At 50.4% G+C, this 19,259-nt stretch carries 19 protein-coding genes; 8 read left to right on the top strand and 11 right to left on the bottom strand.

Going from position 1 to position 19,259, the window contains the following annotated elements; genetic code table 11:
- The first annotated feature begins 24 nt into the window (after positions 1–24).
- Complete coding sequence (locus tag IQ260_RS02325; protein ID WP_193990485.1) at positions 25–783, top strand: LapA family protein; 759 nt, start codon at positions 25–27, stop codon at positions 781–783.
- Positions 784–846: 63 nt separating this feature from the next.
- Here the strand turns inward: IQ260_RS02325 and IQ260_RS02320 are convergent, their stop codons facing one another.
- The 4 genes from IQ260_RS02320 to IQ260_RS02305 form a co-directional block, all read right to left on the bottom strand.
- Positions 847–1,029: a CU044_2847 family protein gene (locus tag IQ260_RS02320; RefSeq protein ID WP_322744879.1), complete on the bottom strand. Its 183-nt coding sequence runs from the start codon at positions 1,027–1,029 to the stop codon at positions 847–849.
- A 105-nt stretch (positions 1,030–1,134) separates the two neighbouring features.
- The gene (locus tag IQ260_RS02315) at positions 1,135–3,138 is read right to left on the bottom strand and encodes a DICT sensory domain-containing protein (RefSeq protein ID WP_193990483.1); all 2,004 of its coding nucleotides are present in this window, start codon (positions 3,136–3,138) and stop codon (positions 1,135–1,137) included.
- 158 nt (positions 3,139–3,296) lie between these two features.
- On the bottom strand, positions 3,297–3,899 hold the full coding sequence (locus IQ260_RS02310) for a pentapeptide repeat-containing protein (RefSeq protein ID WP_228015413.1): 603 nt from the start codon (positions 3,897–3,899) through the stop codon (positions 3,297–3,299).
- Positions 3,900–4,032: 133 nt separating this feature from the next.
- Positions 4,033–4,257 (bottom strand): hypothetical protein, encoded by a 225-nt coding sequence (locus tag IQ260_RS02305; protein WP_193990479.1) that lies wholly within the window; start codon positions 4,255–4,257, stop codon positions 4,033–4,035.
- Between the two features lie 332 nt (positions 4,258–4,589).
- Here IQ260_RS02305 and IQ260_RS02300 point away from each other — a divergent pair, with 332 nt between their 5' ends.
- Positions 4,590–6,302: an ABC1 kinase family protein gene (locus tag IQ260_RS02300; RefSeq protein ID WP_193990477.1), complete on the top strand. Its 1,713-nt coding sequence runs from the start codon at positions 4,590–4,592 to the stop codon at positions 6,300–6,302.
- 136 nt (positions 6,303–6,438) lie between these two features.
- On the top strand, positions 6,439–7,686 hold the full coding sequence (locus IQ260_RS02295; protein WP_193990475.1) for a DUF4335 domain-containing protein: 1,248 nt from the start codon (positions 6,439–6,441) through the stop codon (positions 7,684–7,686).
- Positions 7,687–7,737: 51 nt separating this feature from the next.
- Here the strand turns inward: IQ260_RS02295 and IQ260_RS02290 are convergent, their stop codons facing one another.
- The 3 genes from IQ260_RS02290 to IQ260_RS02280 all read right to left on the bottom strand — a co-directional run bounded on the left by IQ260_RS02290 (position 7,738) and on the right by IQ260_RS02280 (position 9,005).
- On the bottom strand, positions 7,738–8,175 hold the full coding sequence (locus tag IQ260_RS02290; RefSeq protein ID WP_193990473.1) for a ferredoxin: 438 nt from the start codon (positions 8,173–8,175) through the stop codon (positions 7,738–7,740).
- 140 nt (positions 8,176–8,315) lie between these two features.
- A complete protein-coding gene (locus tag IQ260_RS02285) occupies positions 8,316–8,711 on the bottom strand; it encodes a DUF1257 domain-containing protein (protein ID WP_193990471.1) in 396 nt (131 codons plus the stop codon).
- Between the two features lie 81 nt (positions 8,712–8,792).
- Positions 8,793–9,005, bottom strand: a complete 213-nt coding sequence (locus IQ260_RS02280; RefSeq protein WP_193990469.1) for a DUF2997 domain-containing protein — start codon at positions 9,003–9,005, stop codon at positions 8,793–8,795.
- A 338-nt stretch (positions 9,006–9,343) separates the two neighbouring features.
- On the opposite strand from IQ260_RS02280, the gene IQ260_RS02275 reads away from it, so the two are divergent.
- From IQ260_RS02275 to IQ260_RS02265, 3 genes are all read left to right on the top strand, one after another.
- Complete coding sequence (locus tag IQ260_RS02275; protein WP_193990467.1) at positions 9,344–9,799, top strand: nitrate reductase associated protein; 456 nt, start codon at positions 9,344–9,346, stop codon at positions 9,797–9,799.
- A gap of 78 nt (positions 9,800–9,877) precedes the next feature.
- Positions 9,878–10,435 carry a hypothetical protein gene (locus IQ260_RS02270; protein ID WP_193990465.1) on the top strand — a complete coding sequence of 186 codons (558 nt, stop codon included), beginning with the start codon at positions 9,878–9,880 and terminating at the stop codon, positions 10,433–10,435.
- A 12-nt stretch (positions 10,436–10,447) separates the two neighbouring features.
- Positions 10,448–12,019: an Hsp70 family protein gene (locus IQ260_RS02265; RefSeq protein ID WP_193990463.1), complete on the top strand. Its 1,572-nt coding sequence runs from the start codon at positions 10,448–10,450 to the stop codon at positions 12,017–12,019.
- A 14-nt stretch (positions 12,020–12,033) separates the two neighbouring features.
- Here the strand turns inward: IQ260_RS02265 and IQ260_RS02260 are convergent, their stop codons facing one another.
- Complete coding sequence (locus IQ260_RS02260; protein WP_193990460.1) at positions 12,034–12,636, bottom strand: hypothetical protein; 603 nt, start codon at positions 12,634–12,636, stop codon at positions 12,034–12,036.
- A gap of 170 nt (positions 12,637–12,806) precedes the next feature.
- Between IQ260_RS02260 and speA the strand changes: the two genes are divergently transcribed.
- Entirely contained in the window at positions 12,807–14,786 is a 1,980-nt protein-coding gene (gene speA, locus IQ260_RS02255; RefSeq protein ID WP_193990458.1) for a biosynthetic arginine decarboxylase, read from the top strand.
- Positions 14,787–14,822: 36 nt separating this feature from the next.
- Here the strand turns inward: speA and IQ260_RS02250 are convergent, their stop codons facing one another.
- Positions 14,823–16,796, bottom strand: coding sequence for a serine/threonine phosphatase (locus IQ260_RS02250; protein WP_193990456.1), 1,974 nt, complete (start codon positions 16,794–16,796; stop codon positions 14,823–14,825).
- 184 nt (positions 16,797–16,980) lie between these two features.
- Positions 16,981–17,631, bottom strand: a complete 651-nt coding sequence (locus IQ260_RS02245) for a pseudouridine synthase (protein WP_193990454.1) — start codon at positions 17,629–17,631, stop codon at positions 16,981–16,983.
- 97 nt (positions 17,632–17,728) lie between these two features.
- Here IQ260_RS02245 and IQ260_RS02240 point away from each other — a divergent pair, with 97 nt between their 5' ends.
- Complete coding sequence (locus tag IQ260_RS02240; RefSeq protein WP_193990452.1) at positions 17,729–18,052, top strand: hypothetical protein; 324 nt, start codon at positions 17,729–17,731, stop codon at positions 18,050–18,052.
- Between the two features lie 38 nt (positions 18,053–18,090).
- Here the strand turns inward: IQ260_RS02240 and IQ260_RS02235 are convergent, their stop codons facing one another.
- Positions 18,091–19,053: a tetratricopeptide repeat protein gene (locus tag IQ260_RS02235; RefSeq protein ID WP_193990450.1), complete on the bottom strand. Its 963-nt coding sequence runs from the start codon at positions 19,051–19,053 to the stop codon at positions 18,091–18,093.
- Positions 19,054–19,259: the final 206 nt, after the last annotated feature.

Below are 19,259 nucleotides of genomic sequence, written 5' to 3'. Positions count from 1 at the left end.
CTCAAAACGTCTAAGGAGATGGTGATGGTTCAGCTCATTACATTTCTATTGGTGGTGGCCGCACTGGTAATCTTGGTGCTGCAAAATCTGACCCCTGTGTTGGAGCTAGTGGTTCTGGGGGGGACGACGGTGGCACTGCCGTTGGCGGTATGGTTATTGAGTGCGATCGCAATAGGTGCCCTGTGTGCTTGGCTCATTTACCAGCTAGCTCCTCAAAAGCGTGCCTATCGACCCATCGGCAAGCGCCTGAGCGATCCTGCCCCAGAGCCTTCACCCACCAACCGTTTTGTAGACTCACCCGAAGATAGTGCATCAGGCTATCAGCCACCTCAGCCAGCCGCCAGCCGCGACACCCGGAGCCCCTACGATAGCGACTGGGAAAACTTTAGAGCCCCAGAGCAATGGGACGACTGGGGACAGCAGCAGGCACCCGGCTATGCCGCCAGAGACATGCCCAGAACATCTGCCGAAGATACCGTTAGGGATATTGAATCTGGCTGGGGTGATGATGGCTATGGTGAATCGGCACGGGCCGCCGCCAGGCAAACCAATAGACCAGACAGCGGCCCTGATATTGGCTGGGCTCGGAGTGGAGCAGAGCAACCCTCGTCCAGTATGTATGAGCCTCGCACCTACGAAGAAGGCTGGCTATATGGCAGTGATGCCCCGGAAGAACCCGCTCCTGAACCCGACGCGCCCCCACCTGAGGAGCCAGAGGACGTTTATGATGCCAACTATCGGGTAATTATTCCGCCCTACGATTCTAAGGATAAAGACGGTTGAACACCTAGACCCCTGAACCATGGTTCAAACAAAGTTATCCAGGGTCTCCACAAGGGAGTACCCCTACGAATTTGGAAATGAACATTCAACGGTAATTTTGAGGTTACATTCAGCACTACCCTTTGTAACATAGGGCACTCCGCCTTCACCAGCGACGGTGATGCCAAATTCTAGGGTGACTTTGTCCACATTGGCGGTGGCCATATCCTTAAAGGCGTTGAGGGTGTGGGCGGTGTAGGTGCGGATGGTGCCTTACTTCTAGGAATCTAGTCAAGCACTCTGATTTGGTGCGTTACGCTGCGCTAACAGCACCCTACGGCTCTTTGTAAGATACTCTAACTGTCGTATGACCTACGCTAACACGCTATTTTGATATTGGACTGGAACTTCAATGGGCACTGTAAAATGAAATTTACTCCCCTGATCTTTGCCAGTAGATTCAGCCCAGACCAGCCCTCCCATGCGTTGAACTAGTTGCCGACAAATGGCTAACCCTAATCCAGCACCGCCTACCGTGCGTCGCAGAAAATCTTCTTCCTGGGAAAACCAATCAAAAACAGTTTCTAGCTGACTCGGTTCAATTCCTCGTCCTGTGTCAGCAACGGTCACTTCAACCACGGGAGTATGACTATCATTAGGGTCTTGTATTGTTGCCCCCATAGTTGTTTCACCTCGCCTTAGGCCAGCATGAATCGTAATTTCACCATCGGGTTCTGTGAATTTGCAGGCATTCTCTAGCAGTTCTGTCACTACTTTGACTAAGCTCTCACCATCTGCTTTGACAGAGGGTAATTCAGTCGGTAACTCTACATTTATGCTGGGCAACGATAATTGTCCTGAGCTAGTCTTGACACTATTTAGCGCCATATGAATTGTTTCTTGAATCTGAATTGATTCTAAACATAGAATAGACTTTCCAGTCTCTAGACGGGATAGGGTCAGAAAATTTTGAATCAGCTTTCGCATCCGATCGGCATCTGTTAAGGCTGTATCCAACATTGTCTGGAGAAACTCAGCGGGCATATCTGGTTCAGTCGCAATACTCTCCAAACAAACTTGAATTGTGGAGAGCGGCGTGCGTAATTCATGCCCGACGATGGCAATTAAATTCCGTTGTGTCTGTTCTACCATTGCAAGTTGCCGATTGAGCGTTTCTAAATCGGCATAGGCTTGAGCTTGAGTTAAGGCGAATCCAGCTTGGGTGGCAATGGCTTCAATAAATAGGATGTCATGCTCCTGCCATCCAGACGGATCTGTTTCGCTGGCATGCAGTTCAATCATGCCCACTAGCGTTCCTTGATACCGGATGGGAACTAATAACCAGGACCGAATCTGCCAGCACTGAATGGTTGATTGAAGTGTATGATTTTTCTGGAAGTTGGATGCTTTTGCTGTGTCATTAATGACAATAGCCCGATCCTGGGCCATTGCCACTTGAATCAGGGGATTATCTGCCAGGGACCAGCGTTCACCGGATAGGGAAGAGACATCTGAGCCTGCAAATTCATAGTCAATAGTGATCTGTGAATCAGTCGAATGACAACGATATAGAAGACAGCGACAGTGGGAAAATGTCTGCCCTAGTGCCTGAACAGTTGTCAGCAATACCGCATGCGGATCAAGAGAATTGCGAATAGTCACTGCAAGCGTATTGATGAGACGCTCTCGCTGTTCTTGAACGGTTACCTTTTGATACGTTTTTAACAGCTTATACTGTCCAGCTTGGAGATAGGTGACGAGACGTTGCCCAAATATGTCAGTATCAGTCTCGTACTCCTTAGAGCGTAGTAATGCCTGGTTGGAGGCCGTGCTTGTCAGACTGTATTGTTGCTGAGCACGCTCTATTTTATCGGTTAGCTCTGGGCGATAGGTGGCAATTCGTCCTAGTAGCCAGCGTGCTGCATGACTGCTAACAGATGGATCAAATGTCCAAACTCCCTCAAATGTGCGCATTTGGTCAACAGACGCGTCTGTTTCAATCTGCTCACGACAAATCAGACAGGCGGAATGGTGCTTCCCGATAATGACTAAATGCCATTCTTGGGTGAGGGCATCATCAGGATGTAATGGAATCACATCATAGGCGGCTGTATCGATGGCAAACCCTGACTCTGGTTCCGGCGCGGCTAAAACATATACTTGCTCGGTGCGTTGGGCAATCTGCTGGTACCGACGAATTTCCTGACGATAAAATCGCTCGCGCTGAAAATTTGCGATCACTAGTGGTGCTTCATCTCCCACCAGTATTAGATCTTCCATGGCATGGGACAATGCTATTAAAGAAGACTTAAAGTAGGTTTGAGAGCGTAAATTTGGCAGGTCTTTTAATAAATTCTTTAGTAAAGAGTCTGACATCGGGCTTTAACCTCTTTAACTATGGCTAATCAAAGGTGGGAGAAACAGAAAGTATCTGTCAAAAAAATGAATTAGTGCTCTGCTCAATCCTAAATTCAGGCATACAACAGCATGGAAACGCTTACTAAGCTGCATCTATTAATGAGTCCCATACCCATTTAACTGATGCTTACGTCTAGTGCGGGAATTGGAGCTGATTCAACAGCTTGATGCTGTCCTTTTGCATTAGAGAGACGTAACTGACTGAGATCGACGCGATTAAAGATGGCTCCTGTTAAGCTAGACGCATCCAAGTGCGCATTCACCAACGTCGCTCCGGTAAAATCAACGCGACTTAAGTTTGCTTGGGTGAGATCGGCTCCAGTCAGGTCTGCATAACGGAGATCAGCGCCGACCAAACTAGCACCTCTCAATGTGGCATCCTGTAAATTAGCTAATCTCAAATCGGCCCTATCTAAATGGGCGTGACATAAATTACCCCGTTGCAAGTTTGCGCGAATCAGCCTGGCTTCACTTAAGTTGCTGGCTGAGAGATCGCTATCCATTAGATCAGCTCGCCACAAGGTTGCCATTGACAAGCTACTCTGACTCAAGTTGGATTCTCTCAAGGCTGCTAAACTCAGGTTCGTACTACCTAAGTCGGAATACTTTAAAGTTGTCTTGCTTAAATTCACCTCGCTCAGGTTGACTGCACGTAAATCTAGCCACGCAAAATCTCGCTCACCAGCTGCGTAACGCTCCAAAAACTCATTAATGTTCATCACAATGTCTCACGATTTCAGGTGTGTCATGGAAAATGGAGTTAGCCTCAAACCCTATAGACCGAGCGCATTCAAGAAAATTTAGCTCATCCTCTATACGGGCTGTGTAGCTGGCTTGCAGCTATACCTATAACTACGGTCTGAAGTGCTGCTCTGCATGCACACCCCGTACAGGAATCAGTACTGGAGAAAGTCCCCGCTCACCGCCCTTTAATGCATGCCCCATTAGCAGGTTAGTCAGTCTTTCTAGTTGGTGAGACGAATGATGCGCTGCGTTATCTAGGTAGCCTGTCTGGATGGCGACAGCTGCGATCGCAACCCAGGCGACAACAAACGTTGAGATAAGCAATGAAACCATTAGTAAGCCCTTATCGTATTTATGACTGTTTATTATGTTAACTAATGTAACGCAATTTTGTATCGAATTGTAAATATTTTGACAAATATGCCTTAATTGCTGCGGAAAGCTATCCCAGAGTAAGTGGGCAGGCCGAATGTAACCAGTTCTATCTGGCTTCAGTCTCCATATCCTCTATGGAGTGGTCAATTAAGACGTCATTTAATGGATAAGCTGAAGGATAGAACGGAAAGGAATCAATATTGATGCCGCCGTTACATATTAATTTTTGCAACATTATAATGTAAACTTAAGTTAAATTCTCTAATAATCGCATAATTACGCTAACTACTGTGACTGATGCATCTGTGCTAACACCAGTCCATTCTCAGCGCTCGTATCGCTGGGCTCGCGACAACTACACCCAGCTAGGGCGTCTATCTGATATTGGATGGGTTGTACTGCAGTTTCTGTTGTATTTATGGCTAGACAGGCGGCCGTTCAGGTCTACTTCAGAGAGCACCTCAGAGCAGAAAGCTCAGAAGCACAAGCAACGTGCCATTTGGTTACGAGAAGCGCTACTTGATTTGGGACCCACCTTTATCAAAATTGGGCAATTCTTTTCCACTAGGGCTGATTTATTGCCCTCTGAATACGTTGAAGAACTCTCAAAGCTGCAGGACCAGGTGCCTGCTTTTGAGTATGAGCAAGTAGAAGCCATTGTCCAACGTGAACTGGGTAAAGCCATTGATGAGGTCTATGTTGACTTCACACTGGTTCCGATTGCCTCTGCAAGTCTGGGGCAAGTCCACCAGGCTCGACTGAAATCTGGAGAAGAGGTCGCTGTAAAAGTTCAGCGTCCGGGATTACAGCGATTATTTGAGATCGATCTGAATATTCTCAGGCGGATTGTCGAGTATGTTCAACATCGCACCCATTGGGGAGAAGATGGACGCGATTGGGTTGGTATCTACGAAGAATGTCGACGCACGCTCTGGCAAGAAGTTGATTATCTCAATGAAGGACGTAATGCAGCCACCTTCCGTCGTAATTTTAGTGAGGTTACAGACGTCATTGTCCCTCGTGTTTACTGGCGTTACACCACAGCAAAACTGCTAACGATGGAGTACGTCTCTGGGATTAAAGTCAGTAGCTTTGAAGGGTTAGATGTCGCTGGATTAGATCGGCCACGGATTGCTCGATTAGGGGCAACTGCCTATTTACGTCAGGTCTTGCACCATGGTTTTTTCCATGCCGATCCTCATCCCGGTAATATTGCAGTATCCCTGAGCGGTTCTCTCATCTTCTACGACTTTGGCATGATGGGCGAGATTCACCCTGAAACCAAAGAGAGCCTCATGCTCACCTTTTCAGGCATTATCCATCAGGATGCTAACTTAGTTGTGCAATCGATGGTGAAGCTGGGAGCTTTAGCACCTGGCGCAGTTCTCGATCCTGTCAGGCGCTCGGTTCAGTATATGCTTGAAACATATCTGAATCAAGCATTAGGGAGTCATGACGACATCTCTATGGCTGACATTAGCGAAGACCTTTACGAACTTAGCTACAATCAGCCCTTTCGGTTTCCAGCGACGTTTACATTCGTGCTACGAGCACTCTCCACACTAGAAGCGTGGGGAACAGCGCTCGACCCAGACTTTAACTTTTTAGATGTTGCACAACCCTTTGCAGAAGAACTGATGGCAAACGATCCGTATAACAACCCAAATTACCTAATTGATAAATTGGGTAATCAGGCGGCTGAATTTACAAATACCAGCTTAAATTTACCTAGGCGTGTTGAGAAAACCCTAAATCAGTTAGAACAAGGAGATATCCGACTTCGCACCAACTCGGTCGAGGCTAATCGTGAATTACGAAAGCTCAATACGATATTAATCGGTGCTACTTACGCCATTGTGTTCAGCGCACTCCTATTATCTTCAACGCAGTTTTTGATTGCAGGTTGGCCATGGTTAGGTGGAAGCCTCTTATTTTTGGCTGTATTAGCTGCAATTTTTGCAGGCCGCTCTTTGTTCTTTCTGGAACGCTCAGGTTCTGAATAATATCCTTGAAACGGATTGGGTGAGACAGATGCTAGCTCAGGTCTGCCGAGCAATCAAAAGCGTTGCCTTAACGGTAACCACCCTAGTCGCAATGGGACTGTGCTAGTAAGCTGTAACCGTAACGACTAGCTCGTCCATGTCTTCGGTTTTATCCATCGATACCCAGCGTTATCAGTCTGGTAGCTATACCCTGGAGGTAACAGCGCACCAGTCGCCGCTGTCCCAGTGGAGCGACCGACCCGTGGTGCGTCAGCTCCGCTTTAGCCTGTGGTCAGAACAACAGCGTCTGGTGACGGGCGATCAGCTACAGCTAGTCACCCTGAGCGATACCATCGAGTCTTATGTACAGCGGCATCTTAGCCAGCAGGCATGGCCTCAGAGTCATCGGTTAACGCTCTTAGATCACGATGTGGAACTGAGTCATTTGCAGCTGTTTGATCTCGCAGAGGTGCTGAATAGCTATGGTCAATGCCATATCACGCTACCGAAAGCACCTGCTAAGCGCCGTCGTCAGTGGTGGACAGGTTCGGCGGTGGCATCACTTTTGGTGGCTGTGGGAGTAACAGCAGTCTATCTCCAGTACCGACCAGCCGCGTTTGATCAGATGGAAACAACTCAGGCTCCCGAAGCCGTTTTCGAGAACAAAGCGGGTTCGTCCGTCGCTCCTGACGCGGCACCGGAGATCTTATCTGAAGAAGAGTCTGCACCACCGGCAGATTCTGTTGCTCCGCCAGCCGCTAGACCGACTCCCGAGATTGCTAGCGATAGCAGCGCTACGGAAAACCGGCCAGAAAATCAACGCCTTTCTAGCCCAACCTCAGAGACCACTGGCGATGCGCCGGTTGCACCTGCTACTTCACCAGACCCCGCCGCCGATTTTACAGAACCTTCTGCACCAGACCCCGCCGCCGATTTTACAGAACCTTCTGCTGATAAGTTTGCAACGGCTCAAGAGCAGCTTGAACAAGACACGGCACCAGCAGAGACCAACGTTTTGCCTGAGGCTGCACCAGCAGCGCCTGCGCCTGAAGCTGTTGAAGAGTCAGCAGAAAGCGATAGGAGTAGCGCTGGCGCTATCGCTAACGAGAGACCTGAGGCTGCAGCCCGCATTAGACAGCCTGAGCGTGAAGCGAGTGATAGTGAAATACTGGATGCGATCGCAACCCAGCTAACCCCCTACCAACCCAAAGACGCTTCCTATCCGCTGGTATACCAGCTAGAAATTTCACCCGGCGGTAGAATCTTGACTCAAGTACCTGTCAGTGCAAATGCCCCTGCTTTAGACCTCTCTGACGTCATGATTGAGCCATCTCCCGGACGCGTGCTAACCATAGAAGTGGTTTATACAGGAACGGGTAGCCTCACCGTCAGAGAAATCGAGTAGGCAATTTTATTGTGCCGTTGCCCTGTGCTGTTGGTGTGTCGTGTACTGAGACTACTGGGATGATTTTTTCTGAGCCGTACGATTCTTACGACGCACCAAACCTTGATTGACTGGAAACCCAACCACCGGAATCACCTGATGGCGACGCTCCTCTTCTAGTTTTTTGAGCTTTGTATAGTCAACCCAGTGAATACAGTCCACGGGACAGGTATCAATGGCTTCTTGAATTAATTCTTCAGAATCCCCATCCTGGCGTATCGCCCGAGCCCTACCGTAGTGCGGCTCTAGATAAAACGTATTGCGAGCCACATGGGCACAGTGCGTACAGCCGATGCAGGTGGTCTCATCAACATACACGCCTTTCTGGCGAAATGTTCCACCCAACTCAGGCTCTAGCCCCGTACGATTGTCGATATCTCTCAGGAGACCACCGAGTTCGGGCTCTAACCCTGAGCGTCCGCTATTGGGAGAATCGGATTGCAAAGTCATTGATAGTCTTCCAATTACATGGGCAATCGCAGCGGCCAGTCACATTGGCCAGTCACATTGGGACAAGTTCCCATACAGCAAGGGCGACCTGAAGCCCCAAGCCTCAAAGCCGCCCTAACCTAGCATGCATTAAGCTCGAGCTAGTTCTGTGACCAGCGCTGTAAAACCAGGCGAATGGAACCATCCGCAGCGTTTTTCTGCTCAGCTACCTGAAAGCCCTGACGTGAGGTCTCACTCACCACGGTGTGATAGGCGTAGCGCTGAGTCACCTGATTCAAAAAGCCATCTACAGACAGGGACTGCTGCCAATACTGCATATCGGCGACTAGCTCATAGTCACCTGTGTCCGCATTGCGCTTAAAGCCAAGATCGTAGCCATTATCTTGCTCAATAACGATCTCAGCAGTCTCGGTCTTGCCCTGATAGCCACGCACTGACTGGGGACCGGCTTTCCAATCGGTGCCAATATCAGTCAGGGCAGCCTCTAGAGCAGGCAAATTACGAATTTTGGTTTTGATCTGGCTAAAATGCGACATCTTAAAACCCTATGTTGTGTGGAAGTTGTATTCAAGTTGACAGTGTGGCCATTGGGCCGATGCAGTAGCAGAACCGACGGCCTACCAGCTGCTGTAGTTAGTCTGGGCGTCCGTTTGTTTGGACGTTAACTGATTCTCCTGGGCGTAAAACTCAGACGTCTTTTCCTGCGATACAACCTGGCCTAACTGAGCCTCAACGGCAGCAGTTACCTCAGAGCAGGAGCGACCGACAATACCTGTCACCAGTTCTTTGACTCGGCCATCGGGATAGATAACAAATTCCAGTGTTTCCAAAAGGACTCACCTCTTATGGGACTCGCCACACTTAGGAGCGGAAATTTATAGACAAAATAATACTCAAACAATAGTTAGAACTCCATATAAAAAATTAATACAGAGCATTGAGTTTGAGAGTGCCTACATTAGTTGTACAAATAAGTGTCGCGCAACTTCCTGAAGCAGTCAAGCTTGGGGCTTAGGGGGATTTAGGTTTGACGTAGATGTGTTACAAAAATCAACGTTTCGAGATGGGTCGTAGTCTAGTTCCCTCCTAATTTAAGCGATGATGCTGACTGTAATGGCTTGGCCGCGCTCGGCAAGCCCGTGACCCGCTCCAGTTGAATGAGGTGTTTATGGAATCAGGAGGTTTTCAGTTTGAGCAGGAGTTTATTGAGTCGCTGCGCTGTATTCCAATGGTGGTGAGGATGAAGTTGGATACCTGTGGTGTAAAGCTCAAGCTCACCCACTGGCATCGGTTTAGTCACCCTGAGCGGCAGACGCTGGTGACGATGCCCTGTGAGCATCGAGATGCCATTGCTGCCTACCAGCAGTATTTACAAGGGTTGGTCACTCACTACACCGGCCAGCCAGCCAAAGAGATTGATGTGCCGGACCATCCGGCCTGGTTGGAAACTGCCGTGCCCGCATCGGTCAAACACCAGGCCACTGCCCATCGGGTGGAAATTTCAACCGATGCTTGGCAAGGGCTGACTCCGGCTCAACGATTTGCGCTAATCAAGCTGAGTCGGCCCAGTCATGAGAACCGAAATTTTGTGCCTGCTTTGCAAGAATTTGGTCTGGCTGATTAAGCTTTAGGGCTGGGGTTGGAGGTGTTTGGGCTGCTAGTATCAATACCAGCGTGGCCCCGCCAGTCGTTATTGATATCCATGAGTAAGCAACCGTTTAATACCCCGAGTTTTCCAGTTAAGCTGCCTAGACGTGTAGGTAGAGCCCGTCCGCGGGGAGCCACACCTTGGGGGTTGTTAATACTGGTTTTACTGCTGCATGGAGTCACGGGGCTGCTGTTATCTGTGTTTTCGCCTCCGTTCTGGGTCTGGCCCCTAGCGTTTGCAGGTACCTTGTTACAGGCTGCGGTTTTGGCGGGTCCCAGAGCGCTGTCGTCGCTACAGGGGATGCGTATTTTGTTGTCTCGCGGTGTGACTTGTCTGGGGGTGGCTCTATCGGTGGTGGCGTTGGCCATTGCTGTGGGCTATGGCGGCACCTCTAATATTGATGATATTCAGTTTGTTCGGACAGGTTTAGTACTGCTGTTGATCAATCTTGGGGTTTTGGTGCTGACGGCTTTGTGTAGCCTATTAATTGCCAATATTGGCGATCGTCTGCTGGCAGAGATGAGTCGCACTCGCTGTGGCTTATATTTGCTAAGTTTTTGTTTTTTGGGTCTGTTTATTGGTGGCGCATTGGGACTTGCGATCGCAAGCTAGGTATACACGCTCATGGTATTAGCGATTGACTTTGGCACTAGCAACACGGTGCTCTGTCGGTGGAATATGGCCACCCAGTCCGCTGAGATTTTGCCGTTGGCGGCGGTGGCCCAGCGCCCTCCGGGTCCAGCGGTGGTGCCAAGTTTGGTTTATGTCGAGGATGCCCAACGCCCTCAGGTACTGATTGGTCAAGGAGTGCGCGATCGCGGTTTAGACCAGTCACCGGATCGCTGCTTTAAAAATTTTAAGCGGGGTATTGGTACCGCAATTCAAGGGTTTATACCGGATCTAGATGGTTGTACGGTGTCCTTTGAGCAGGTAGGCGAATGGTTTTTGACCCAGATTATTGAACAGCTCAAACAGCAGGACGAACCTCTAGATGAGATTGTCCTGACGGTGCCGGTGGATAGTTTTGAAACCTATCGCAGCTGGCTCGGGGGGCTGTGCCAAAGCTGGGACGTTAATCGGGTGCGGATGATCGATGAGCCGACGGCGGCGGCCCTGGGCTATGGTCTCACAGATAATGAGACGGTCTTGGTGATTGACTTTGGCGGGGGCACCCTCGATCTGGCCATGGTGCAGCTGAGCGGGCGGCGCTCTCAGGCCCTGGGCTACATTCTCAAGTGGGGTCAAAAAACCATGGGCAATTCGGCCCAGCAGGTATCCACGGCAAAAGTAGTGGCCAAGGCTGGGGAAAATCTGGGTGGGGCCGACATTGACCAGTGGGTGGCCCAGTATCTGAGCGAGCAGTATGGCATCCCCCTATCGGCGTTGACGCTACGCTTAGCGGAGCAGCTCAAAATTCAGCTGTCTACTGCTCTGAGCGCCAGCGAAAGCTATTTCGATGATGAAACCTTTGACAGCTACGAGCTGGCCCTGGATCGGGGGCAGTTTGAGGCGATATTACAGCAGCAGAGCTTTTTTGATCGGTTAGAGGAGCGCGTGACCCAGGTTTTACAGCAGGGACGGCGTCAAGGTTTGGATCTAGACGATGTTGATGCGGTGCTGCTGGTGGGGGGAACGACTCAAATTCCAGCGGTTCAAACCTGGGTTAAGGCACGATTTGACCAGACGCGGGTGTGTTGTGATCGCCCGTTTACGGCGGTATCCGCCGGGGCACTGCAGCTGCAGCAAATTAAGCTGACGGACTTTCTTTACCATGGCTACGGCATTCGCTATTGGGACCGCCGTAATAACTGCCACGGCTGGCATCCGATTATTCCCCAGGGGCAGCCTTACCCGATGACGCAGCCGGTGGAGCTGGTGCTGGGGGCGTCCAGTGAAAAGCAGCCCAGCATTGAGCTGATTATTGGTGAGCTGGGCGGTAACCAGGGCAGCACCGAGGTCTATTTTGAGGGTAACCGCCTGGTTACCCGACAGACCCAGACAGGGGAGACCGTAGCCCAACCGCTCAACGAACAGGCTCCGAGCATTGCTACACTCACCCCCCCCGGTAGGCCGGGGGAGGACCGAGTTAAGCTGAGTTTTATGGTCGATCAAGATCGATTACTGCGGGTGACGGTGGAAGATATGCTTACCGAGGAGGTGTTGACCCAAAAGCAAGCGGTTGTGGAACTGTCTTAGGTCTGCTGCTGAATTTAGTCTTTGTCTTCTGCACCGGGGTTGCCGTTACCGAGGCGCTCCCGCAGTTCTTCCCCAGCTTGCTCAGCTTCAGCCTGGGTTTTGGTGATGATAAAGGTTTGGGTGGCCAATAGAACAATCACAAACAGCACACCCGACAGGGTAAAGCTAAGCTTGGTTGAGGGAATGCTTTGGCCTAGGGCGTAGATTGCGATCGCAAATACAGCCGCCAGATAAATTTTTGACATCACTGGCATTGCCGACGCTGACCAGCAGAGAGCCACTAAAATCGCATTAAAATACAGCGCCAGCAGTCCCAGATGAATCCGTCTGGCATAGATTTGCTGAGCCCGTTTGCGACTGCCCGCTAGGGGCAGCTTGAGCCGATTGCCGGCTGCGTTCAGGACATCAAGTACTATATATACCAACGGAATGGCCAAACTGGAGCCCACCACCAAAAATGCGGGGGGAGCCTGCAGATTTTGATTGATAGACTCTGATGACAGTGCTAGATTAACCGCCTGGTTAAAGAGAAATGCAGCAATGGCCGCCACCAGCGCAATGAGTAAGTCAACGCCCAAAACTGGGACAACTGATATTGGGGCGGTGCGTGTTTTCATGAACTGAATTGATTCCCTTGTAAAAATACGTCTAGTGTGCCGAGTATATCTACGTATAGCGAACATACCCCGGTGGTCTTTTAGATCATGCAGACCTCCTGAGACCCGTACAGATAGCCTAGGGATAAATTTAAACTATCATTACATCTTTGTTAAAGGAAATTACGTTGATGACGTCAGGCCCAGTTTCGCTCAACCAGCAATCAATGGATGCCATCGCTAATACTGATCTCCCGCCTGGGAAAAAACTCTCTCCAGAGAACTCACCATGGACCATTGAAGATAGCGAAGAGCTGTATCGCATCAACGGCTGGGGAGAACCCTACTTTTCCATCAATGCCGCTGGTAATGTCATCGTTTCACCCCAAGGAGATCGGGGCGGTTCTTTAGACTTACATCGGTTAATTCAGGCCCTAGAAGCTCGTAATCTATCCCTACCGATTCTTGTTCGCTTCTCTGACATTCTGGAAGACCGCATCGAACGACTCAATTCTTGTTTTGCTAAAGCCATCACTAAATATGGCTATGACGGCCGTTACCAGGGGGTATTTCCCATTAAATGCAATCAGCAACGTCATCTGATTGAAGATCTAGTCACCTTTGGCCAACGCTATCAGTTTGGGTTAGAAGCCGGGTCCAAGCCGGAACTGATGATTGCCCTGGCCACACTTAAAACACCGGGGGCACTGCTGATATGTAACGGTTACAAAGATCGAGCTTACTTGGAAACAGCCATGCTGGGTCAAAAGCTGGGTCAGCAGCCAATCATTGTATTGGAACAGCTAGACGAGCTACCTCTGGTGATTGAGGTCAGTCAGCAGCTCAATATCCAGCCGCGATTGGGGGTGCGAGCCAAACTATGTTCCAAGGGCATCGGGCGCTGGGGGGGCTCCGCTGGCGATCGCGCTAAGTTTGGCCTAACTATCCCAGAAATTTTGACCGTTGTTGACCAGCTACGCTCAGCCGAGATGCTGTCGTGCCTACAGCTGCTCCACTTTCACATTGGCTCCCAAATGTCCTCCATCAGTATCATCAAGGATGCGCTGCGAGAAGCCTGCCAAATTTATGTGGAACTGGTAAACCTTGGGGCCAATATGCAATACCTGGATGTGGGGGGTGGCCTTGGCGTAGATTACAACGGCTCTAAGACCAATGTACCTGCCTCTAAAAATTACAGCATCCAAAACTATGCCAATGACGTTGTAGCCGAGGTTCAAGAGGCCTGCACTGCCAAAAATCTACCCGTACCGACGTTGATCAGTGAAAGCGGTCGAGCCATTGCCTCCCATCAGTCCGTATTGGTATTCGACGTGTTGGGCAGTAGCGAAGTCCGTCCCCAGGTGCCCTTTGAACCATCGTCAGACGATCACGCCATTCTCAAAGAGCTGTACGAGGCCTATCAGAGTATTAACTCTAAAAACTACCAAGAAGCATTCCACGACGCCGAGCAGTTTAAGGGCGAAGCCGTGAGCTTGTTTAACTTTGGCTATCTCAGCCTGACTGAGCGGGCGCGGGTAGAAAATCTCTTTTGGGCCTGTTGTCAAAAGATTATTCAGGTGCTGCGCCAGGAAGAGTATGTGCCGGACGATCTGGCCCATCTAGAAAAGATGATGGCGTCTATCTACTACATCAATCTATCGGTGTTTCAATCAGCTCCGGATACCTGGGCAATCGATCAGCTGTTTCCGATTATGCCCATTCACCGTCTTAACGAAGAACCCACCTGTCGAGCCACCCTGGCAGACCTGACCTGCGACAGCGATGGAAAAATAGACCAGTTTATTGATTTGCACGGTGTGAAATCGGTGTTGGAACTCCATGCTCTACAGCCGGATGAACCTTACTATCTGGGTATGTTTCTCAATGGGGCTTACCAGGAAATCATGGGTAATCTGCACAATCTTTTTGGGGATACCAACATGGTTCACATTCACCTTACGCCCCAGGGGTACACCATCGAACATGTGGTCAAAGGCGACACCATGAAGGAGGTGCTGAGCTATGTGCAGTATGACGCTGAGGACCTGGTGGAACAAATTCGACGGCGTTCGGAAATCTCTCTTAAAGAGAAACAGATTACCCTGCCAGAAGCCCAGCTGCTGCTACAAAACTACGAAGAGAGTCTGAGCCGGTATACCTATTTGTCTTAACACCGTAGGGCCGTTCCATGGAACGGCCCTACGGTGTTAAATCGATTGGAGTTTAGAGAGGTCGGGTTTGACCTTGAGCTTGACTACCAGAGCGGTGATATTGTCGTGGCCGTTGTGCTCGTTGGCCAGTTCGATTAAATCTGCCACCCCTTCTTCGATCCCTTTATGACCTCTGAGAATGGGTTCGATATGGGTAGAACAGTGGGTCTCCAGCAGCCTGTCGTCACTGAGACCATCAGAGCACAGCAGCAGCAAGGTATCTTCGGTGAGATTGAGATAGTTAAAGCCAGGGTCTAAGGCATCTTGACCACAGGGACCCAGCGCCTGGGTAAGCTGGTAGGCATCCGGTCGGGCATAGGCGATGGCAGGTTCTACACCGCGTTTAATTTCCCGCTGACCCACTTCATGGTCGACGGTAATCTGCTGTAGTCCCAGACGTTTGGTGTACCGATAGAGCCGACTGTCGCCCACATGGGCTGCTACGGCTTGGGTCCCTTTAACCAGTAACATCACCAATGTTGTCCCCATGCGAGCGCTGCCAGTGCGCTCTTCTGCCTGGTTTTTGTCGTAGATGACCTGGTTGGCGAGACCAATGGCATGGAGGAGTTCCGCTTCGTCGGGCAGCTCGGGTCCCCATTGCTCATCAAGGTACTGACGCAGGGTATCCACCGCTAGCTGACTGGCGATTTCTCCGCCTGAGTGTCCCCCCATGCCGTCACAAAGAATGTAGGCACAGCGGGCATTTAAGGTTTGAGTCGTGAGGGTTTCTTGGCGACTGAGGGCGGACTGGATAAAGTAATTATCTTCGTTGTGGTCCCGCTGCTGTCCCACATGGGATTGACCGGCATCTTCTAGACCGGTCAGTTTCATCGGTAGCACCATGGTAGGAGAGTCGATGCTGTCCATGCCAGTGTCGTCAGTGAGTTCGATGCCTTCTAATCCTGGAATGTCTAGATCACCTAGAAGATTAGGGTTGGACGATACCTCAGAAATGGCTGGGGAAATATCTGCGCCGAGCTGATATTTGTCTGCGATCGCAACCAATACCTCTTTGAGTTCATCGAGATCAGTCAGCTGGCCCTCAGTTACCTGGGCAGCCAGCGTTTTTAGATCCGGCAATGACTGGCTACTGGACTGGAGCAGGGACTGCCACAGTAACCCCATGTCCGCCAGACGATAATCATTGAGATAGGGACCCATCTCTATACATCGCAGACAGACAATTTGGTCTTCATCCATACATAGATTGCTGATGTTGAGCAAACTGCCCTGTCCCTTAAATGCCGCCATGGCTTCCCACAGCTCAACCATCACATAGAAACTATGAACCTGCTGGAGCGGGTCTAGGGTGGCCTGCTGCCAAACGGTGAGCAGATCTGGCAGATGTCGTCGGTCCTCAATAATTAAAACGCTGTAGTCAGAGTGTACCCAAGCGTTCTGTAGTTCTGGCACCGATGGAAAAAACCGACGATGGAGGGCCAAATAAGGGTAGGCCATCAACGGAAAGCAAAGGTCTTTAGCCTGATCAGACGCTTGCTCAGACTGAGGCTCCCAGTCGATGGGAAAAAACTGATACCGCTGTTCCACCAAGGAAGACGCCAAGTCATTAGGCTTGGTGTCCATAACCTGGGCTTCTACAGGTTTTGGGTCGTCAGTGGGTACGGTTAGGTCCTCAATCAACCGATAGCGTTGTTGAGAACTCAACCAATCACCAGCGGTATAACTCATGGTGGCTGCTGCCATGGGCGCCATCACGTTCGTCGCTACCTGTTGCCAAATCTCGATATCGCTATTGTCTGAATCGCCCGAGTTGCCTGAATCGCTTGGGCTATCTGACGGGCCGCTCGATGGACCGTCCCCAGATGCCATTGCCCCTTGATCTACAGCCAGGACAACAGACGGTGTCCCAGGCAAAATAAGAGCCCTCCAAAGCTGCAGTGGCGAACCGCATGACTGGCAAAATTTGTGCTCGGTCGGGTTATTAAAATCGCAGTATGGACAAATGATCATCAGTGGATACAAAAAGGCCGTTGACAATGACCGCAGCTTAGCGAAAACAATGCCATAATCCACTATTCCCAAAGTTAAAAATAGTCTTAGCTCTTAAAAACTATGGAGGGAAGGCATTACAACAGCTAAATACAGTTCAGCATAGCCGATAAAAAATACAAACGTCGGTATAAATGCCACCAAATTAATTGTAACGTTGTCGGGAGCGCGGTTGGAATCGTTTACGTCTAGAGGCATGAGGTCTGTCACAACCTTTTGTTAACTGACCAAGCTGATGTAGATGTTGCTGTTCATCAGGGGTCAGATAGCGCCACTGTCCGGGCTGTAAGTCGCCCAAATGTAACGACCCAATGCCAACGCGCACAAGCCGCAGTGTGGGAAAACCAACGGCCGCTGTCATCCGTCGTACCTGACGATTTTTGCCTTCTCGAAGGGTGAGCTGTAGCCAAGCTGTGGGCACCTGTTTACGAAACCTAATGGGGGGTGTTCGGGGAGGCAAGGACGGCGCTGTTGATAGCAGGGTAACCTCTGCCGGTAGGGTGGTGTAGCCTCGGATCACCACACCTTGCCGCAGACGTTCCAAGCTGGTGGCATCAGGAATTCGCTCCACTTGAGCCCAGTAGGTGCGAGGGTGCCGAAAGCGAGGATGACACAGACGATTTTGCAGCTGTCCGTCATTGGTTAGCAGGAGCAACCCTTCGCTATCGCGATCAAGACGCCCCACCGGATACACCTTCGACACTGGAATAAAAGACTTGAGCGTAGTGCGATCAGCGTCGGTAAACTGGCTGAGGACGTCGTAGGGCTTATAAAAAACCAGATAGCGGTAATCCATAGACGCGGTCAATTCTTGAAGCTGTATTGAGAAATAGTGAATTACGTTAAGGAGCTAGATATGCTGAGTAGATTCGATCAATGCGAGTATCGGCAATATGAATAATGCCTCGAAGTACCAGTTTGTTTGCACTCTGACCTTTGGTGACATCTACGGCCAAATCATTGTTTGGCTGCTTGTACTGTTTATCAGTTTGGCAACGGCGCTGGCGTTAATGGGGGCCAGTCGTCCCATCTATGCGCTGGTCTGTGTTGGCTTGATTTTGGTGCTGTCACTGCCGTTTTTACTATTTGCCTTTGTCACCACCCTGATTAATCACATTGAGTTTAGTGAGGTTGATGCAGCGGCGAGCCGGAAACAGAGTGCCTTTGGTACCCAACAGATGTCCGGGCAAGAGATGTCAGAACAGGCGGCATCCTAAGACATCCAGGTTCAAGAGGGGTAATGGGCAAGAACTCTTTACTCCTCGGGCTGGCCCTCGGAGGCAGGCGCGGCCTCTGGTTCAGCTGTATCAGGAGCTACCGATGTGTCATCAGTTGTCCCATCATCAGATGTCCCGCCAGGTGTCTCACCAGTGGCTCCATCAGAAGGAGCTGTTTCCACTGCTCCCTGATCGATGAGCTGCTGAATACGATCTTTAAACTGAACCGGAGCCAGGGACAGTGCCGTTTCAAACAAAGGTCTAGCCTCGGCTTCTTTGCCCGTTTCTCGAAGGATCAGACCCTTGGCTAGGGTGGGCCGAAAGTCAGGCGTGCCTCCCAGATTCTGGGCATCTTGAATGGCGGTGTCATAGATTGCGATCGCATCGTCATAGCGAGACTGCTCAGCATAAACCTGTCCCAGCAGCAGCTTCACCGCAATTACATCAATGGTGCCCGGTTGAATTTTATTAGACTGCTCAGCTGTTTTAAGGGTGTCCTGTAGCAGACCCACCGCCGCCTGGGGTCGCTCTTGTTCTATGAGTAAGGCAATCAACCCCTGGAGGGCTTCCATATTGCCAGGATTAGCCGTCAACACACTGCGATAGGTCTGGGCCGCGCCTTCTAAATCCTCAAGTTCTTGTTTAGCCTGGGCCAGCAACACGGCATAGCGAGGTTCCTGGGGATTTAACTCTGCCAGGCGTGCTAGCGGTTCAACAGCTCCTGACAAGTCCTCCAAGCCAATGCGAGCTTCCACTAAGCCTTCAAGGGCAGCTTGGTTGTCAGGCTCTCGTTCTAGGACAAGCTCATAGCCATTGGCTCGACCCTCTAACTCTGCTTGGCGGTCTGGGCTCGCGGCCGTATTCGCCGCATTGTCGCCATAACCATTACCCGGTTGATCAAAAGCCGCTTGGATCAGGGGACCCAGGGAAACAGCTAGCAGTGCCGCTACCGCTATGAATAAGATACCGCCAACTAGCCAGCGGTTGCGTTTAATAGCCATAGGACTCCCGCCTTCAGAGCAACTTGCCCATATTAAACCCAAATGAGCCAGGACTGCTGGGCTTTTAGCAGAGTCGTCAGCCGATGTCCGTAAGCATGATCATTATTTCTTCCATAGTTGGCCGTTTGGTAGCAAAAATTCGTAAATATTTTCTTCGTAAGTTGACCAAACAGCCTCCAAATATCGTCAGCTTAGCTAAATAACTA

Origin of the sequence: Leptolyngbya cf. ectocarpi LEGE 11479, from assembly GCF_015207065.1 — a bacterium.
Taxonomy (GTDB): domain Bacteria; phylum Cyanobacteriota; class Cyanobacteriia; order Phormidesmidales; family Phormidesmidaceae; genus Leptothoe; species Leptothoe ectocarpi.
Note: the sequence above shows the minus strand (reverse complement) of the source record. Positions and strands in the feature narration are given on the sequence as shown.

What these genes read in the sequence shown, in the direction of transcription:
- IQ260_RS02240 (WP_193990452.1), top strand. Translation starts at nt 17,729, where the DNA reads ATGAATAATGCCTCGAAGTACCAGTTTGTTTGCACTCTGACCTTTGGT.
- IQ260_RS02295 (WP_193990475.1), top strand. Translation starts at nt 6,439, where the DNA reads ATGTCTTCGGTTTTATCCATCGATACCCAGCGTTATCAGTCTGGTAGC.
- IQ260_RS02285 (WP_193990471.1), bottom strand. Translation starts at nt 8,711, where the DNA reads ATGTCGCATTTTAGCCAGATCAAAACCAAAATTCGTAATTTGCCTGCT.
- IQ260_RS02310 (WP_228015413.1), bottom strand. Translation starts at nt 3,899, where the DNA reads ATGAACATTAATGAGTTTTTGGAGCGTTACGCAGCTGGTGAGCGAGAT.
- IQ260_RS02245 (WP_193990454.1), bottom strand. Translation starts at nt 17,631, where the DNA reads ATGGATTACCGCTATCTGGTTTTTTATAAGCCCTACGACGTCCTCAGC.
- IQ260_RS02325 (WP_193990485.1), top strand. Translation starts at nt 25, where the DNA reads ATGGTTCAGCTCATTACATTTCTATTGGTGGTGGCCGCACTGGTAATC.
- IQ260_RS02305 (WP_193990479.1), bottom strand. Translation starts at nt 4,257, where the DNA reads ATGGTTTCATTGCTTATCTCAACGTTTGTTGTCGCCTGGGTTGCGATC.
- speA (WP_193990458.1), top strand. Translation starts at nt 12,807, where the DNA reads ATGACGTCAGGCCCAGTTTCGCTCAACCAGCAATCAATGGATGCCATC.
- IQ260_RS02270 (WP_193990465.1), top strand. Translation starts at nt 9,878, where the DNA reads ATGAGTAAGCAACCGTTTAATACCCCGAGTTTTCCAGTTAAGCTGCCT.
- IQ260_RS02265 (WP_193990463.1), top strand. Translation starts at nt 10,448, where the DNA reads ATGGTATTAGCGATTGACTTTGGCACTAGCAACACGGTGCTCTGTCGG.
- IQ260_RS02250 (WP_193990456.1), bottom strand. Translation starts at nt 16,796, where the DNA reads ATGATCATTTGTCCATACTGCGATTTTAATAACCCGACCGAGCACAAA.
- IQ260_RS02315 (WP_193990483.1), bottom strand. Translation starts at nt 3,138, where the DNA reads ATGTCAGACTCTTTACTAAAGAATTTATTAAAAGACCTGCCAAATTTA.
- IQ260_RS02290 (WP_193990473.1), bottom strand. Translation starts at nt 8,175, where the DNA reads ATGACTTTGCAATCCGATTCTCCCAATAGCGGACGCTCAGGGTTAGAG.
- IQ260_RS02260 (WP_193990460.1), bottom strand. Translation starts at nt 12,636, where the DNA reads ATGAAAACACGCACCGCCCCAATATCAGTTGTCCCAGTTTTGGGCGTT.
- IQ260_RS02235 (WP_193990450.1), bottom strand. Translation starts at nt 19,053, where the DNA reads ATGGCTATTAAACGCAACCGCTGGCTAGTTGGCGGTATCTTATTCATA.
- IQ260_RS02275 (WP_193990467.1), top strand. Translation starts at nt 9,344, where the DNA reads ATGGAATCAGGAGGTTTTCAGTTTGAGCAGGAGTTTATTGAGTCGCTG.